Consider the following 16,851-nt stretch of genomic DNA (forward strand, 5'->3'; position numbering starts at 1 on the left):
AGTAAACCGGTTTACCGGATTTTATTCAATTAAGTTTATTGAATACATAAGGTTAAGTTACAGGGCTGCTGTGTGGTTCCTGCCCTGGCACGGATGCTGCAACGTTCTTACTGGCGAACAAATATCTTACATAGCGTTTGTCCTGACTGCCCTGGCGAGTGCTCTATTCCGCAGGTAAACCGGTTTACTAGATTGTAAACCGTGTCGGATAGAGTCCCTCCCGCAGGATGGCGAACATTTTCCCGGTCACAGCGATGGGAGTTATCAGATGCAGCAGCCACAAACTACCCCGCCAAGGGTAGAGATGATCAATATCACCAAGACCTACGGGTCGATACGCTCATTGCGCGGAGTCAACCTTGAGCTGGCCCCGGGCGAAGTGCTGGGCTTAGTGGGCGATAACGGTGCGGGGAAATCCACCCTGACCAAAGTGCTCTCTGGCGCGGTGATCCCCTCCAGCGGCACGATTCGTATCGACGGTGAACAGCAACAGTTTACGAATCCGGCCGATTCGCGCCGTTGCCATATCGAGATGGTCTACCAGGATCTGTCGCTCTGCGACACGGTCGACGTCGCGGGCAATCTGTTTATGGGCCGTGAGCCGATGAAATCGGTCCTCGGCATCCCCTTTCTCGACGAGGCCAAAATGCACGCCGATGCCAGAGAGATGCTTAAAGGGCTCGGGATCTCCATTCCGGATACTCACCTGCTGGTGCGAAATCTCTCCGGCGGCCAGCGCCAGGCTATAGCCATCGCCCGCGCCGCGGCCTTTGACCCGAAAGTGCTGATTATGGATGAACCCACCGCCGCGCTGGCCGTCGCGGAAGTTGAAGCGGTTCTGGAGCTCATTCGCCGCGTTTCCGCTCGCGGGGTGAGCGTGATTCTGATTACCCACCGCCTGCAGGACCTGTTCCTGGTCTGCGACCGGATCATGGTGATGTATGAGGGTACGAACGTCGCCGACAGACGGGTGTCCGACACCAGCCTGAGCGATATCGTTAACTTGATTGTGGGCGAAAAATTCACCGCCCGCTCTGCGGCAGCACATTGAGGTAACAGGATGAGTATCATGAACTTAAGCAGCTCCCGCATGATCCAGCATTCGCTGCCGCGCCGCCTGCTGCATAACCACTCAGGCGTGGTCAGCATCGCGCTCTTTTTCGTCTTCTGCTGCGTGGTGTTTTCGCTGATCACCAGCAACTTTCTCACCGGCACCAACTGGCTCAACATTATCCGTCAGAGCGCCCCACTGCTGATCGTCGCGACGGCTATGACTCTGGTCATTACCACCGGCGGTATCGATCTGTCGGTAGGCTCCACCCTGGCGCTGGTCGGCGCACTCTCCGCTATCGCTCTGAATAACTGGGGGCTGCCGTGGCCGGTGGTACTCCTCGGCGGCCTGCTGCTCGGCGGATTCGTTGGCGCCATCAACGGCTTCTTTATTGCCTATGAAGGCATTCCGGCGTTCATCGTCACGCTCGCCACCCTGGCCGTAGTTCGCGGCATCGCGCTGCTGGTCACCCAGGGCTACTCGATTCCGGTACCGGCTGACAGCCTGTTTACCTTTATCGGACGCGCGTGGGTAGTTGGTATCCCCATGCCCGCGCTGATCGGCATGATGATACTGGTGATCGGGCATATCGTTCTCAACCATATGCGCTTTGGCCGCTACGTGACCGCTATCGGCGCCAACGCCGAAGGCGCGCGGCGCAGCGGCATTAACACCAAAGCGGTGACCATGAAGGTCTATATCATCAGCGGAATGGCCGCCGCGCTGGCGGGGATGATCATTACCGCACGCCTCGGCAGCGGCTCTTCCAACCAGGGCGAAGGCTTTGAACTGCAGGTCATTGCTGCCGTTGTGCTAGGCAGCACCAGTCTGTTTGGCGGCTTCGGGACTATTATTGGCACGCTGCTGGGCGCGCTGTCGATTGCGGTCATTCAGAACGGGCTGATCCTGTCGCATATTTCGCCGTTTTACACCCAGATAGCCACCGGCACCATTATCCTGCTGGCTATCTGGCTGAACACCCGCATTCTCAACCCGACGCGCTCCGCGGCAAAAGGATAGCTGATGAAAGGATCAATTTTTCGCCATCCCTCCCCGCTGCCGGTTGGCGTCAGCAGCGGTTATGTAATGACTGTGCTTGGCCCACTACCGATTAACGAAATGGGCGTTACTCTGATGCATGAGCATATTCTGCTGGATGCCTCCGGCAAATGGGTGCCACCCTGCTGCTGCAGCGATCGCCATCTTGCCGAAATGCCGGTGAAAATGGAAAACCTTGGCGAACTGTCGCTTAACCCGCTGATGAGCCGCGATAACTGTCAGCTGTTTGATGTCGACGTTGCGATTGACGAGCTGACTAAATATCGAGCCCTTGGCGGAGAAACGGTGGTCGACCCGACCAATATCGGCATTGGCCGCGATCCGAAAGCGCTGGCGCGCATCGCGCGTCTGACCGGTCTGAACATCATTATGGGTACCGGGCTCTATCTGGAAGCTTCGCACCCTGAGTGGGTAAAAATCAGCAGCGTCGAACAGCTGACCGAACGGCTGATTTACGATCTTGGCGGCGCGGAGGAGAAACCGGAGGTGCTCGCCGGGCTCATCGGCGAAATCGGTATCTCCAGCCGCTTTACGCCGGATGAGGAGAAATCCCTGCGCGCTGCGGGTCGGGCCAGCGCCGCGACCGGCGTGCCGATCGAGGTCCATCTGCCCGGCTGGGAGCGGCTGGGCCATCGGGTGCTGGATATTCTCGAGCAGGAAGGCGCCGATTTACGCCATACCGTGCTGTGCCATATGAATCCCAGCTTTGCCGATAAGCGCTACCAGCGCGAACTGGCACAGCGCGGGGCGTTTCTCGAATACGACATGATCGGCATGAGCTATTACTACGCCGACGAGTCGGCGCAGTCGCCCTCCGACGAGGAGAACGCCCGCGCGATCCGCGAGCTGATTGACGACGGCTACATCCAGCAAATTCTGCTGTCGCAGGACGTCTTCCTGAAAACCATGCTCACCCGCTACGGCGGCCACGGTTATGGCTACATACTCAAGCATTTTGTTCCGCGTCTGCGGCGCCACGGCGTCAGCGGCGAACAACTTGAAACCTTAATGATTGGAAACCCCCAGCGGGTCTTTGGCGGATAAAAGGAAACGTCATCATGCAGAAAAAAATCTTACTGGTCGGTGAGTCCTGGACCAGCACGTCAACGCACGTTAAAGGCTTCGACCAGTTTGCCACCGCCACCTGGCACACCGGCGCAACGGACTTTCTGGCCGCGCTCGCCGACAGTCCCTATGCCATTACCTATATGCCCGCCCACGCGGCGGCGACCGACTTTCCGCTGACGCTGGAAGCGCTGCAGGAGTGGGATGCGATTATTCTCTCGGACATTGGCGCCAATACGCTGCTGCTGCATCCGGACACCTGGCTGAAGAGCCGCCGAACCGCCAACCGTTTAACGCTCCTGCATGATTACGTGGCCGGCGGGGGGGCGCTGATGATGATCGGCGGCTATTACAGCTTCCAGGGAATCAACGGCGGCGCGCGCTACCGCCATACCGCGGTGGAGAAAGTGCTGCCGGTACGCTGCCTGGCCTGGGACGACCGCATTGAAACCCCGGAAGGCTGCTATGCCGAAGTGACGGAGTCTCACCCCCTGTTTAACGATATTCCGGGCGAATGGCCGTGGCTGCTGGGCTATAACGAAGTTGAAATGCACCCGGAAGGCAAACTGCTGGCGAGCGTGGCCGGTACCGGTCATCCGCTGCTGGCTATTCGCGACTATCAGCGGGGGCGCTCGCTGGTATGGACCAGCGATATGTCGGCGCACTGGCTGCCGGAAGAGTTTGCCAAATGGCCCGGCTATCGCCAGCTGTGGATTAACTGCCTCGACTGGCTGACGGAACGCCGCTGATGACCGCTACCCTTGCGCTCGCCCGGCAGCTGCTGGGCTTTAATACCATCAACCCGCCGGGCAGCGAAGCCGACTGTATGCGGTTCTTTGCCGACTGGCTTACCGATAGCGGTTTTGCGGTTTCGCTGTCGTCGTTCGGCGAGGGGCGCTGCAATCTTATCGCCAGACTGCCCGGGTCGAAGAGCGGTAAACCGCTGGCCTTTACCGGACATCTGGATACCGTCCCGCTGGGAAATGCCCGCTGGCAGTACGATCCTTTTGGCTCGCAGATGGAAGACGGGCGTCTTTATGGCCGCGGATCCAGCGATATGAAAGCGGCGATAGCGGCGTTTGCCGTCGCCTGCGTTCATCAGCGGGAAGCGATCCTCGCCGGACGCGGCGCGGTATTGCTGATAACCGGCGGAGAAGAGACCGGCTGCGACGGCGCGCGGGCGCTGATCGCCTCCGCAACGTTGCCGGAGGTGGGCGCGCTGATCGTCGGTGAACCCACCGCCAACTATCCGGTTATCGGCCATAAAGGCGCGCTCTGGCTGCGCTGCGAAACGCGGGGGAAAACCGCCCACGGCGCGATGCCGGAGCTGGGGATCAATGCTATCTATCTTGCGGCGGATGCGTTGGGTAAGATTCAGCATTTTTCGCCAGGCGCGCCGCATCCGCTAATGAAGCAACCCACCCTCAACGTCGGACGCATAGAAGGCGGACTCAATATTAATTCCGTACCGGACCGCACGCGTTTTGATGTCGATATCCGCAGCGCGCCCAATTTACAGCACGCCACTATCCGGGAGCGCTTGACGACGCTGCTTGGCGAAAGCGTCACCGTCTCCACGCTGGTCGACCTGCCCGCCGTCCTCAGCCGGGAGGATCACGCGTGGATTAAGCAGGTTTACCAACGCTGTCAGCCGCTGCACGCTGAGCCGATTGCGCCGCGCGTGGTGCCCTACTTTACCGACGCCTCGCTGCTGCTGCCTGCATTGGGCGATCCGCCCTGTATTATTCTCGGCCCCGGCGAGCCGTCGATGGCGCATCAAACCGACGAGTACTGCCTGCTCAGCCGCCTGGCGGAGGCAGAACGGCTATACGGTGACCTGATCCGCGACTGGATGGCCTAACCGTCCGCGACGAAAGCCAAAAATGTGTGACAGTGTCACTTAAAACGAGCATGATGCATTCAGCGTTTGAATAATCTCGCGGAATAACAGAGGATAACCGCCTCGTACACGAAATGTTTCACCACCAGCAAGGAGGCTTACCATGTCCGTGAAAATCAACGCTGTGCTCGTTTGCACCCTCTCTTTACTCCTTTCCGCCTGTTCGGGTCATGCTTCTGCGCCGGACAGCGCCGAAGACGCTCAAATATCGGCAGAAGTGGATAAGATACTTCGCGATTATCAAACGGGTGCAGACACGTCACCGCAGGCCAATGCCTCACGCTATCTGGCGCGGATCCAGGCGGCTATCTTCGCTAACATAGACCAGCCGGGCTCCTGGCAAGGGCAAAAATGCTCGGTGCGCTTTACCCTGCAGCGTGACGGGACGGTGCAGGATCCGGCGGTCGAGAACGGCGATCGGCCATTCTGCGCGCAGGTGATGTCCGCGCTGAAAGTCGCCAAAATTCCGCCTGCCCCCGATGAAAAAACTTATCAAACATTCAGCCATGTCGTTCTGGACTTGAAGGCCTGAGCTTGCCCTAGAAAGCGCCCCGGCCATCGCCAGGGCAATGGCTAAAAAGATAAGCTGACAGCCTCCTTAACAGACGCTTTTTGGCGATCGGCGAGGAGTGATTCAATGGTGCTTGAGTCGAGGTGATGAGCGGCAAGAGCGCCGGCTGAACGGGACAGCGCATCCAGGTGCGCTGATGATGGCCTCTTATTCATGACTCAATCTCTGATACATGAAATCAATAAGCCCTCTTGTTTTTGCCGGCAAATAACGCCGATCGGAATACAGGGCGAACAATTGCAAGGGGGCCGCCGATTGTTCAAATTCAATTTCGATTAACCGGCCATCGTCAATATAGGGCTGGCAGGCTTGTTTCGACAGGATGGCATAACCGACGCCTGAGATGGCCGCTCGCCCTGCCATCTCCCCGCTGTTGACCCGATAACGACCGTTAACTTTAATCGTCTCGAATCCGCCCTTTTTATTCACAAACTGCCAGGGAGCGCCTTTAAGCGCATTTACCGTTGTAATACAGGGCAATTCTTCAAATTGCTGTATACGAGAAGGCGTGCCATAACGCTGGATAACGGAGGGGGCCGCAACGATGGTGCAAGGGATGGTCACCAGATGACGGGCTATGTAGTCACTGTCATCCATCTGACCACGACTCACAATGACAGCGAGATCCAGATCATCGCGCAGGGATTCATAACCAGACAAATTGGTGACGCAACTTATCTCCAGGTCCGGATGCTGACAGGCGAAATCGGCAACAATAGCGCCCAGCAGTGCAGGACCGATTTCATTGGGAATACAGATACGTAGTGGCCCCTTGAATTGCATTTGCCGCAACGTTAATTCGGTTTCAGTTTGCTCAAGCGCTTCCAGTAATGGCTTCGCCCGGGTATAGAGTAGATGCCCCGCCTGAGTGAGTTTCATATGTCGGGTACTGCGTTCAATAAGCTGAAGATTCAGTTTGTCTTCTAGCTGAGCAATGCAACGGCTCACATTTGATGCCGGCATTTCAAGGGCTTTCGAAGCCCCAACAAAACTGTCTCTTTCAACTACAGCGATGAAGACTTTCAGCGCATTAAAATCAAGAACTGGCCGCATCAACTATCCCACATATGATAATAATGAGTGCCATTTTTACCATCTAATCGATAAGTTTGATAGTAGTTAAGCTAGGTTATCTTTCATCAACAGGTCGCTTGCTATGCCACGGGTCACCACAACATTTAATCAAAAGGCGCTGATACGGATAGCGCTGGTCATCGCTTTTGTGCAGTTTACTAACGCGCTGGAATATATGATATTCAGTCCTGTTTTTACATTTATGGCCGCGGATTTCGCTGTTCCCGTCTCCTTCTCAGGCTATGTATCCGGTATGTACACCTCTGGAGCCGTCCTGTCGGGAATTATCGCCTTTTACTGGGTTGACCGTTGCAATAAGAAGCGTTTTCTTATCGCTAATATGGTGCTGCTAGCCATAGCGACACTGTTGACAACATTCATAACCCGTTTTCCTCTTCTTCTTACCTTGCGATTCTTCGCAGGGCTGGTTGGAGGGACGACAATGGGTGTGGGGATCGGTATTTTGATAAACCACACGCCGGCTGACTTGCGCGGAAAAATGTTGGCGACGGTGATTGCGTCATTTTCGCTGGTAAGCGTTGTGGGGATGCCCGCTATATTATTTTTGTGTACTCATTACGGTTGGCATGTCGCGTTGTGGTTAATCAGCACGCTCTGTTTGTTGGCATTGCCATTCATCGTCACTGTCATCCCTCAGGACCCCGTCACTTTCGACACGTCTTACGCGCTGCCCCTCGATGTTGATACTTTACTGTTTGCTTCCGGTAATGCGCTGGTACAGTTTAGTCCAATGCTGATCATTCCTGTTCTGGCGCCGTTAATGACGCAGCTGTTGGGGGCTTCTGAAGGCCTGCTGCCCTGGCTGTTCTTCGGCGGGGGACTGGCGGGGTATCTGTCTACAAGAATGACAGGGGCATTAACCTCTCGTTTTTCTGCCTTGAGTTTGGCGACCGGGTCAACCCTCGTTTTTATTCTGAGCTTGCTGATACCCTTCCTGGGCTATCCGCATCCGGCGCTGTTTATGACGTTATTTCTCGGGGCAGCTTACAGTCGTCTGGTTTCATCTTCGGCGGTTACGATTCAGTTTCCTGATAACAACCAACGAGCGGGATTCTCTTCATTACAGACGTCCATGATGTATCTGATGACGACTGCCGCATTTTTCCTGTCCGCTTTTCTGTTACCTGACCATCGCATGGCGCTCCAGAATATGGACACGTTGCTGGCGCTATGTGCAATTTCCGCATCAGGATCCCCAATTATTATCATCATTTTGCAAAAAAAACTGGCTAAGCGGACGATCCCGCCCGATCGGCACACCACTGGGTAGAACATGGCGCGCCCTGCCCTGGGCATTAAAAATTATCATTGACCCTGGTGTGGTCGCTAAATGGAGATGAGGGGCGTTTTTTTGTCTGACGGGGTCTGAATTTAGTACCTGGCGGGAAGCTTATGGATTTTAATGAGTCTTCCCTCTTCCATTTCGATAAAACCACCCGTTTTTAAATCTGCAAGTATGCGCATGACGCCGCTGCGAGAAAGATGGGTTTTCTCGCGGATGTAGAGTTCCGCTGTGACTGCGGCGCGATAACTCTCATCTTCTTCAATTAAATTGAGCAACTGCTGGCGGATCATCTCGTACGCCGTCGGTGCGCCCTGCGGCATCACATTGTTGTAAAGTCGGCCATACACAAACATCAGTTGCTTTGAGAGCAGCCCCCATAACGACTTTTCTTTAATAATGTCATGAACACGAGCGGTGGAGATCTCGCCAATCACGCAGGAGTTGATAGTTTTAATGTAATCATCGAAGTAAATATCCGTCAGATTGGCAAGACCAAACACGGCGGGACTGCGCGCAGTGGACAGCATCATATTATCGTTTCGGCGATAAACCGCTACGGTTCCCTCAAGGATCAGGTAACACATCCCCTGGCCATTCACCTTGAAATCCAGTTGCTCCCCTCTTTCAGTTTTACGTGGCGTGCAATATGGCTGTAAGTGAGAAATCAGCTCTTGCGCGTAGGGTGAACCTTTGTGAGGTTTTGCTGAAGAGGACATAACCGATAACCTTAAGATTGACCTGTCTGATTATAGCCTGACTTCCTGTTGCGGGTATCCTCATCGTCAGTATTTTCGAGGCAGATGGTTGATATCAAGGAGTATACCCCGTTCCATCGTGATGTACTTCCCGGTTCGCAGCTCTGCCAGAATCCGCATAATCCCGCTCCGTGAAAGATAGGTTCGGCTTTTAATATAGGTTGCAGCCGTAATTTGTTGCCGTATCGCATCCGGCTCTTGCATAAGCTCAACCAGCTGAAAGCGGATGATGTCATAAGCCGACATCTGCGAGATTTGTGCGCAATGTTCATACACCCGGGAGGCCGTGTAAATCAGGAGTTTCGAAAAATGCTCCCATAGATCCAGTTGCGCCACGATGTGATTAAAACAATCCAGTGACACCCGGGCGATCTCTGACGTCTCCAGCGCTCTCACATAAAGATGCTCTGAGGAAAACTGACTACTCACGCCCAGAATAAACGGTGATGATTCAGAATTTAATACAATGCCATCGCCGCGACGGTGCAGCGCGACGCTACCTTGCAATAGTAAAAAACATTGCCGGATATCATCTTTATAATAATGCACGACCTCACCTCTGCCGATCACTACTCTTTCTGCTGCTGGCAACACATGATTTATCAGAGTCTCGATGTGCCGAAATGGTTTTAATTCCAGGGCAATTGATTTGTCCTGGTTTTCCGGGGTGGTTAAGCGCGTGTTCATATGCTGCCTCAATTCCTCTACGGTGATCGCTTTATTGATCGACCCGACGAATTATCTTAAAAATGAAGAAACCGCGAAATATTGGTTTAGGGTCCAAAAGTAGACCGTGCTAAAGATGTACTCTAAGTAATTGATTTTGTGCCTCATGACCTTTGAGTCTAAAAATAGACCGGACCTTAATAAGCATGATAAAAAAGAAGAAATGTTGCTTATTCGTTAAGTGGGAGTCTACTTATAGACCCACAAAACATTTGAGTTTAAGAAAATGATTAGATAAATTTTAGCCAGTCAGCAGAACAGTTCATGGTCTTACCGTAATTATTTATGGCTGCCATGCTGCACAGTGAAAATTAAGGCACTGGTACAAAAAGAGTGTAACGCTCATCGGCACCCTATTGCCTGAATATAAATGGCAAACAAAGTTAATAAGGAAACAACGTAATGAAAAAAAGTCTTGTTTTAGTTGCCTTGACCGCAACTGCAGCGCTGTCTATGTCTCACGCTTTTGCTGCCGCTGGCACCGTGAATTTCGTCGGCAATATTCTGGATACTGCCTGTGAAGTCGATGTGGCATCGCAAAACCAGCAGGTCAATCTCGGTAACTTTTATAAAACTGAATTTCCGAGCAGTGGCACAAAAGCGGCTGCAAAGGATTTTAATATCGTACTTAAAAACTGCCCAACCACGGTGACTTCGACCAAAGTACGCTTTGATGGCACCCCCGATCTGACCAACCCTAACCTGCTGGCTATTGATACATCAACCTCCAGTGCGGCGTCAGGGGTGGCGATTAACCTGATGACCGCCGATAAAGTCGACCTGCCTTTGCACGGTGAGAACAGCTATAACTACATACTTAGCAGTACCCAGGACAATACGCTGAAATTCTATGCGCAATATATCTCCACCACGGCATCAGTAACGCCGGGTACGGCCAACTCTGTTGCTAACTTCTCCATTGTATATAACTAATTTTCTTTCAAGAAATGCTGATGGGGTCGATACGGCCCCATATTTCAGAGGTCTAAAATGAATGTTCTTGGCAGTATCTTGCTTACCATCACGATATTGAGTATTGGCGTATCCGTTGCTCAGGCCGGTGTCGTTATTGGTGGTACGCGCGTCATTTTTGATGGTAATAAAAAAGAAGCCTCGATTGGCATAAATAACCCTGATAAAACCCCTTACCTTATCCAGTCGTGGATCGAAACACCTGGGGGGGCTGGCGAAAAGGCGCCTTTTATCATTACGCCACCACTATATCGACTAAATAATGGTCAACAAAACGTCGAGCGCATTGTTGCCACCGGAGCCTTACCTCAGGATAAAGAGAGCTTGTTTTGGCTTAATATAAAAGCCATCCCCTCCGCAGCTAAGGTTGACAATACGTTGCAAATTGCCATTAAAACCAGAATTAAACTTATCTACCGTCCGGCGGCGATGAAAGGCGCCTCCCCTGAAGAACAGGTCGATAAACTACGCTGGCAACGTGTTGGTAATAAGATACAGGTAAACAATCCGACTCAGCATGTCATGAATTTTAACGAGATTTCACTATCAGGTAAAAAATTACCAGATGTCAGTTATGTATTACCCGGCAGTACCGCGATGTTCGATTTACCCTCCGGCGTAACGGGCGGGCCAGTGACATTCAAAATTATTAATGATTATGGCAGTCCCGGGGCAGAACACAAAGCCAGTCTGTAGACCGGCGCAAAGACACTGAGTGGGATTTATGATGATGGCAATGGATTATATAAAAGCACGGTCTCCACGGTTGGCATTATTGATAACCATCGCGCTCTTCGGTAATACACAAAATAGCTATAGTCGCGATTTTTTTAACCCAGAACTGGTTGAACTGGATAATCCGGGGACAGAAAAAGTCGATCTTTCTGGTTTTGAATCGGGCGCGCAAGCTCCCGGGGATTATCATGTTGATATCGTCCTGGACGATCGGTTAGTTGATACCCGCGATATCAGGTTTGTGTTGATGAAAGAGCCTGGCGGTGATGACAAATTAATCCCCTGTTTATCCATTGAGCAATTAGAAAGCTGGGGGGTGAAGACTGGACTTTTTCCCGCGTTAAAAGGCGAAACATCCTGTGCGAACCTGTCCGCGATCCCTCAGGCTAGTACGGATTTCCAGTTTGCCATGCAACGTCTGGTATTGAGCATTCCGCAAGCGGCACTTTCAGCGCAAGCGCGCGGATCGGTGCCACCGGATCGCTGGGATCAAGGCATTAACGCCGCCCTGCTCAACTACAGTCTGAGTGGGGCGAATAACTGGGCCAAAAATAACAACAGCAGCACCAGCGATAATCAGTATGCCAACCTGCGTCCTGGTCTGAACATTGGCCCCTGGCGGTTAAGAAATTACACCACCTGGTCGCGAGATTCACAGGGTCATGATGCGTGGAAGACGGTTTATACCTATGCTCAACGTACGATAATCCCGTTAAAGTCTCAGCTCACGCTGGGTGACAGCTCTGCCCCGGCAGATGTGTTCGACAGTATGCCTTTCCGGGGAGGACAACTTGCTTCCGATGATGACATGCTGCCCGACTCCCTCAAGGGCTATGCCCCAGTGGTGCGTGGGATCGCCCGGACTAATGCCCAGGTGATAATTCGCCAGAATGGCTATCAGATATACCAGAGCTTTGTGGCACCGGGCGCTTTTGAAATCACGGACATGTATCCTACCGGAGGCGCCGGCGATCTTGATGTCACTATTAAAGAGGCTGATGGCAGCGAGCAGCACTTTAGCGTGCCATTTGCCTCCCTTCCCGTATTACAGCGTGAAGGCCGAATAAAATATGCGTTAACGGGCGGCCAATATCGTTCGTACAACGGCAGCGTGGACAAAACGCCCTTTGCTCAGATGAGCGTTATTCTCGGCTTGCCCTACGGCTTTACGTTTTACGGCGGATTGCAGGAGTCGAGTAAGTACCAGTCGCTCGCCGCGGGCGTCGGTAAAAACATGGGTGACTTTGGCGCTATCTCCAGCGACATCACCCAGGGCTGGTCCACGCCGCAAAATATGCCGAAAACCAGGGGGCAATCATGGCGGGCTCGATACAGTAAAAATTTTGCCGCAACGGGCACCAACTTCGCGATTGCCGGCTACCGCTATTCGACCAGCGGCTACTATGGCATGCAAGAGGTCCTGGATTCTTACGGTGACAGTCATGCGCTTCAGGACCGACGCCGCAACCGTGCTGAGCTGACGCTGAGCCAGGGGCTGGGAGACCGTCTGGGATCGTTGATGCTGAACGCCGCACGTGAAGATTACTGGAACTCAGGTAAGGCGATGGAATCATGGAGCGTTGGGTATAACAACTACTGGCACAGTATTAGTTATGGCCTGACCTGGACTCTGAGTAAGAATGGGGGCGCGGGAACGTACAGCGCACCCCAGAGCGACGATAAAAACCAGATGCTGGCGCTGAATATCAGTATTCCACTGGAAAAACTGTTGCCGCAGACATGGGCAAACTATGGCATGAATGCCAGCAAGAATAACGGTACGACACACAGCGCTGGGTTAAATGGTGTTGCTCTGCCGAATAATGCGCTCAACTGGAATATTCAACAGGGTTACGGCACTCACGACGTGGCCTATACCGGCAACATGAATGGTGATTATCGCGGCACCTATGGTGAAATCACCGCCGGGTACAGCTATGACAAAAATACCGATCGTCTGAACTATGGGATTCAGGGAGGCGTGGTTGCGCATGCCAATGGCGTGACGTTCTCTCAACCATTGGGCGAAACCAACGTGCTGATTGCCGCCCCCGGGGCTGCCGGCGTAGGCATCCAGAATATGACTGGAGCGACAACCGATTATCGCGGATATACGGTTGCCTCTAACTTAATGCCTTATCGCAAAAATGATGTGTCATTAATCACTGAAACATTACCGGCTAACGTTGAGTTAGAACAAACGGTCAAAACCGTGGTCCCTACGCGTGGCGCGATTGTCAGGGCGAACTATCGGGCAAGCGTCGGTGTTCGCATGTTGATGACCTTGACCCAGCGAAACGGCCAGTTAGTGCCGTTTGGCGCAATGGCCAGCATTGAAGGAGCAGAACCAAGCAGCTTTATCGTTGGTGATAGCGGACAGGTGTATTTGACGGGGCTCGATCCCCAGGTAAACCTGATCGTGAAATGGGGAAATCAATCCGCAAACACCTGCAGGGTCTATTACGCGATAAACATGACGAAGCAGAATAACGATGTGATTATCGATAATGCTGTTTGCCGTTAACGTTGAACCAAATTTTTAAATCAGGTGCATAGATATGCGACTTTTCCGATCTGCATTATTAATGCTGGCTTTGTTGTTTCCATTGACGGGCTTCTGTTGTGATTATACTTACATCGGCTCTCCCTATACCGTGGATTATGGCAATATTATTGTTCAGCGCGATGTTCCCGTTGGGCAAGCAATAAGCAATGAGATATATGGTTCCTTAGCACATGCTTATACCTGCGTCACCACCGGCAATGAAGGGTCAAGCTCAGGAATGAAAAGCGCTATTTTACCCTATGTCGCGACGTACGGCGCGCGGCGCGTTTATCAAACCAATGTGCCTGGGGTGGGTATTTCTTTTGGCTTTTACATGAACTCCAAAGCAGGCGCGTCGACGTTTAGCGGCACCGATTATATTGACCGCGGTAACGCTTCAATGTCCAGTTGGTCATCAAACCCTGGAGAACTGGTTATTCACGATTATCAGCCAGTTATACAATTCTGGAAGATTGGTGATATTACCTCTGGCTCAGTAACGGGGCAACTGGCATCGTTTGTCGCCTTTACGATGCAATATCTCGGCGGAGAACAAGCGCCTGAGATTCCCGTGAATGCAGGGGCCGGATCTATTACCCAGGTGGCATGTGCGGTGACAACATCGAATATGGTATTTGAACTGGGTGACGTTTTGGTCACTGAGTTTGGTTCTACGGTGGGATTAACCCCCGCTAATGCGCAGAAAACGCAGAATCTCATTCTGGACTGTGATGCCGGAGCCAATATTAACGTCATGCTCTCCGGCGCACAGAATCCTGACGTCAGTGATAATACCGTGCTGGCGTTAACCGGTCAGGGAAGCGCAGGCGTCGCACAGGGGGTTGGCGTGCAGCTGGTTTATAACAATACCCCTCTAATCCTTGGCAATAATCTTGTTCTGAAGAGAACCAATGGCGGCCAGGAGATGTTCCCGTTAACCGCACGCTACTATCAGACCAATACAACGGTAACCACCGGCATCGCAAATGCGTCCGCAACGCTGAGTCTTACCTATCAATAAAGGCTGTTAAATGAAGATGAATAAACTAATCTTGCTGATGGCATGCGCAATGGTATTACCTGCAATGTCCGCAGACAATGTAGATATCAAAGTCACCGGGCGTATTATCGCTGCGCCCTGCGTCTTTAACGGTGGTAGTGAAAATATGAATGTTGATCTTGGCAATATCCAGGCAACAAACATGTTCACCCCCGGGTCTTCTTCCGATCCGGTTACTTTTCATCTCCTGTTTACCCGCTGTCCGCCGGGCACGCTGAGCGTGACGACCCGTTTTAGCGGAACGCCTGACCCGGAAGCGGGCGTGAATTATTACCAAAACAGCGGCACGGCAACCCGCGTGGCCATTGCGATGTCTGATGCCACAACGGGTCTGTTGATGGGCAGCGGATCCAGCATCACGCAAAATATAGCTGAAGACAGAACGGCGACGATACCGATGAAAGCCATGGTGACCTCCGTGGCGGGAAGGCCGACACCAGGTTCCATTCGCGCCGTCGTCGTTTTAACAATGCAATACAACTGATGGGGCGCTGGCTATAGAGGGTCATAGGCGCGTTAGTCATCATCCCCTTCAGGAAGCTAACAGGGTGAAATAATGTGCTGCGTCTATCATTACCCGAATGCAGGAGCGCTTAATAAATATGTTTCGGTATGGTAAATGGTTAATATTGTAATAAAAGAGTCGGATACCCTCTTCCAATGTGGCCTGACCTTTTTTTTTAGTGATTTCTTTTCCCAACACAATACTACAGTTGATTTCAATTTTAACTTTACGTCAGAAAGCGTTCAGCTAGCAGACGTCATTGTGCTGGCATTATGTCCAGGCGAATGTTTTATTTGCTGCCCTGAACTACAGAAGCGAAAAAAAGGCATTGTGATTGCTTTTGTTGATGATGATATGCGAGCCTCTGCGCTCCCCTCTTGCTTTCAGGATATTATCTTTATCTCTCGCCGGCATTCCGTGAGACAGTTACGTAGAGCAGTACATACGGCCTGGCACCGGCTGCAGCAGACAAATTATCGACAGTCACCCGCGTCATGTTTTGACTGTCAGCCGACCAAATTGTCACCGCAGCAAATCCGCATCATGATCTGTTTATATGAGGGGATGTCGGTAACGCAAATTGCCGATGAGCTTATGATCAGTGAGAAAACGGTCTATGCGCATAAATATATGGTCATGAGTAAATTTAACTTACGCAACGATTATGAGCTAATGCTTCTGCTCAATAAACTGACAAAAAATAACGACTGGCCAAATGGCTTTATAAAAGTTAGCCAGTGATACCAATGCGCTGAGAAGGCAACTGACACAGGGGCGCGAGCCCCTGCATGGTTACCGCCGGCTCATCGCCAGCTTCGCGGCGAATATCAGAAACAGGCAGCCGGTCGTCCGGTCCATCCATTTCACCACGGCCGGTTTTTTCAGGATGCCCGCGGCATAGCGAGTGGCGGTAATCAGCGTTAACGACCACAGCGTCCCAATCAATACATGGATAGTGACCAGCAGAAAGGTCCAACTGACGGGTGAATGCCCGGCGGGGATAAACTGAGGTAAAAACGAAACGTAGAAGACGCCCATTTTGGGATTAAGCACATTCCCCAACATCCCGCGCAGGAACCAGTTACTCGTGGAATTGGATTCGGTCGGGTGGGTGTTAAATTGCTGGCGTGGGCGCAGGAGCAGCTGGATGCCCAGCCAACAAAGGTAGCCCGCGCCGCACCATTTCAATAAGGTGTAAGCCAGTTCAGAAACCGCCAGTAGCGCGCCCAAACCAAAGGCCACCAGCGCGCCCCAGATAAAGCACCCGAGATCGATGCCTAACGCGGCATGCAAGGCTTTGCGTCCCCCTTCCGCGGTCGCCGTGCGCAGGATAAGAGCAGTATCCAGACCTGGCGTCAGGGTAAGCAGCGTGGCAGCGAGAGTGTAAGCAAGAAGTGAATCAGTGACGAGCATTTCCTGTCTCCGAAAGAGACAAGGCTACTGAAGCGTTCCCATTTTTGCAACAAGAATGATGAGCCATTCAACGTGGATGGCGTTCCGCCTGGATAACGGCAAGTCCCCTATGAG

The 16,851-nt window shown here is 52.5% G+C and carries 17 protein-coding genes; 13 read left to right on the forward strand and 4 right to left on the reverse strand.

Translation table 11 applies throughout. From position 1 onward, the window contains the following. The first annotated feature begins 304 nt into the window (after positions 1-304). The 6 genes from GQR96_RS12055 to GQR96_RS12080 all read left to right on the forward strand — a co-directional run bounded on the left by GQR96_RS12055 (position 305) and on the right by GQR96_RS12080 (position 5,607). The gene (locus tag GQR96_RS12055; protein ID WP_074186512.1) at positions 305-1,051 is read left to right on the forward strand and encodes an ATP-binding cassette domain-containing protein; all 747 of its coding nucleotides are present in this window, start codon (positions 305-307) and stop codon (positions 1,049-1,051) included. An 18-nt stretch (positions 1,052-1,069) separates the two neighbouring features. Continuing rightward, positions 1,070-2,071: an ABC transporter permease gene (locus GQR96_RS12060; RefSeq protein WP_016161045.1), complete on the forward strand. Its 1,002-nt coding sequence runs from the start codon at positions 1,070-1,072 to the stop codon at positions 2,069-2,071. A gap of 3 nt (positions 2,072-2,074) precedes the next feature. Beyond that, entirely contained in the window at positions 2,075-3,154 is a 1,080-nt protein-coding gene (locus GQR96_RS12065) for a phosphotriesterase family protein (RefSeq protein ID WP_032417129.1), read from the forward strand. A 14-nt stretch (positions 3,155-3,168) separates the two neighbouring features. Then, the gene (locus GQR96_RS12070) at positions 3,169-3,924 is read left to right on the forward strand and encodes a glutamine amidotransferase (RefSeq protein WP_065905160.1); all 756 of its coding nucleotides are present in this window, start codon (positions 3,169-3,171) and stop codon (positions 3,922-3,924) included. Beyond that, positions 3,924-5,036 (forward strand): M20 family metallopeptidase, encoded by a 1,113-nt coding sequence (locus GQR96_RS12075; protein ID WP_065905158.1) that lies wholly within the window; start codon positions 3,924-3,926, stop codon positions 5,034-5,036. The genes GQR96_RS12070 and GQR96_RS12075 overlap by 1 nt, the downstream gene beginning before the upstream one ends. A gap of 142 nt (positions 5,037-5,178) precedes the next feature. Next, positions 5,179-5,607 carry a cell envelope integrity TolA C-terminal domain-containing protein gene (locus GQR96_RS12080; protein WP_065905156.1) on the forward strand — a complete coding sequence of 143 codons (429 nt, stop codon included), beginning with the start codon at positions 5,179-5,181 and terminating at the stop codon, positions 5,605-5,607. Positions 5,608-5,793: 186 nt separating this feature from the next. On the opposite strand, the gene GQR96_RS12085 is transcribed toward GQR96_RS12080, so the two are convergent. Further along, positions 5,794-6,699, reverse strand: coding sequence for a LysR family transcriptional regulator (locus GQR96_RS12085; protein ID WP_049092257.1), 906 nt, complete (start codon positions 6,697-6,699; stop codon positions 5,794-5,796). A 103-nt stretch (positions 6,700-6,802) separates the two neighbouring features. On the opposite strand from GQR96_RS12085, the gene GQR96_RS12090 reads away from it, so the two are divergent. Beyond that, positions 6,803-8,011, forward strand: coding sequence for an MFS transporter (locus GQR96_RS12090; protein ID WP_049092258.1), 1,209 nt, complete (start codon positions 6,803-6,805; stop codon positions 8,009-8,011). 101 nt (positions 8,012-8,112) lie between these two features. Here the strand turns inward: GQR96_RS12090 and GQR96_RS12095 are convergent, their stop codons facing one another. Together GQR96_RS12095 and GQR96_RS12100 are read right to left on the reverse strand one after the other, a co-directional pair. Next, entirely contained in the window at positions 8,113-8,742 is a 630-nt protein-coding gene (locus GQR96_RS12095) for a helix-turn-helix domain-containing protein (RefSeq protein WP_049092259.1), read from the reverse strand. Positions 8,743-8,808: 66 nt separating this feature from the next. Further along, positions 8,809-9,468 carry a winged helix-turn-helix transcriptional regulator gene (locus tag GQR96_RS12100; protein WP_065905154.1) on the reverse strand — a complete coding sequence of 220 codons (660 nt, stop codon included), beginning with the start codon at positions 9,466-9,468 and terminating at the stop codon, positions 8,809-8,811. Between the two features lie 441 nt (positions 9,469-9,909). Between GQR96_RS12100 and GQR96_RS12105 the strand changes: the two genes are divergently transcribed. The 6 genes from GQR96_RS12105 to GQR96_RS12130 all read left to right on the forward strand — a co-directional run bounded on the left by GQR96_RS12105 (position 9,910) and on the right by GQR96_RS12130 (position 16,065). After that, a complete protein-coding gene (locus GQR96_RS12105) occupies positions 9,910-10,440 on the forward strand; it encodes a fimbrial protein (RefSeq protein ID WP_064183388.1) in 531 nt (176 codons plus the stop codon). 57 nt (positions 10,441-10,497) lie between these two features. Further along, positions 10,498-11,175 carry a fimbrial biogenesis chaperone gene (locus tag GQR96_RS12110; protein ID WP_065905150.1) on the forward strand — a complete coding sequence of 226 codons (678 nt, stop codon included), beginning with the start codon at positions 10,498-10,500 and terminating at the stop codon, positions 11,173-11,175. Positions 11,176-11,203: 28 nt separating this feature from the next. Beyond that, positions 11,204-13,738, forward strand: coding sequence for a fimbria/pilus outer membrane usher protein (locus GQR96_RS12115; protein WP_077258593.1), 2,535 nt, complete (start codon positions 11,204-11,206; stop codon positions 13,736-13,738). 34 nt (positions 13,739-13,772) lie between these two features. Then, on the forward strand, positions 13,773-14,780 hold the full coding sequence (locus GQR96_RS12120) for a fimbrial protein (RefSeq protein WP_065905149.1): 1,008 nt from the start codon (positions 13,773-13,775) through the stop codon (positions 14,778-14,780). Positions 14,781-14,790: 10 nt separating this feature from the next. Next, positions 14,791-15,303: a fimbrial protein gene (locus tag GQR96_RS12125; protein ID WP_032456063.1), complete on the forward strand. Its 513-nt coding sequence runs from the start codon at positions 14,791-14,793 to the stop codon at positions 15,301-15,303. Between the two features lie 135 nt (positions 15,304-15,438). Beyond that, positions 15,439-16,065 (forward strand): helix-turn-helix transcriptional regulator, encoded by a 627-nt coding sequence (locus GQR96_RS12130; protein ID WP_236948506.1) that lies wholly within the window; start codon positions 15,439-15,441, stop codon positions 16,063-16,065. Between the two features lie 51 nt (positions 16,066-16,116). Here GQR96_RS12130 and GQR96_RS12135 read toward each other — a convergent pair whose 3' ends face one another. Continuing rightward, entirely contained in the window at positions 16,117-16,737 is a 621-nt protein-coding gene (locus GQR96_RS12135; RefSeq protein ID WP_064189632.1) for a LysE family translocator, read from the reverse strand. Positions 16,738-16,851 lie beyond the last annotated feature (114 nt).

This window comes from Klebsiella sp. PCX (genome assembly GCF_021869705.1).
GTDB classification, from domain to species: Bacteria; Pseudomonadota; Gammaproteobacteria; order Enterobacterales; family Enterobacteriaceae; genus Klebsiella; species Klebsiella quasipneumoniae.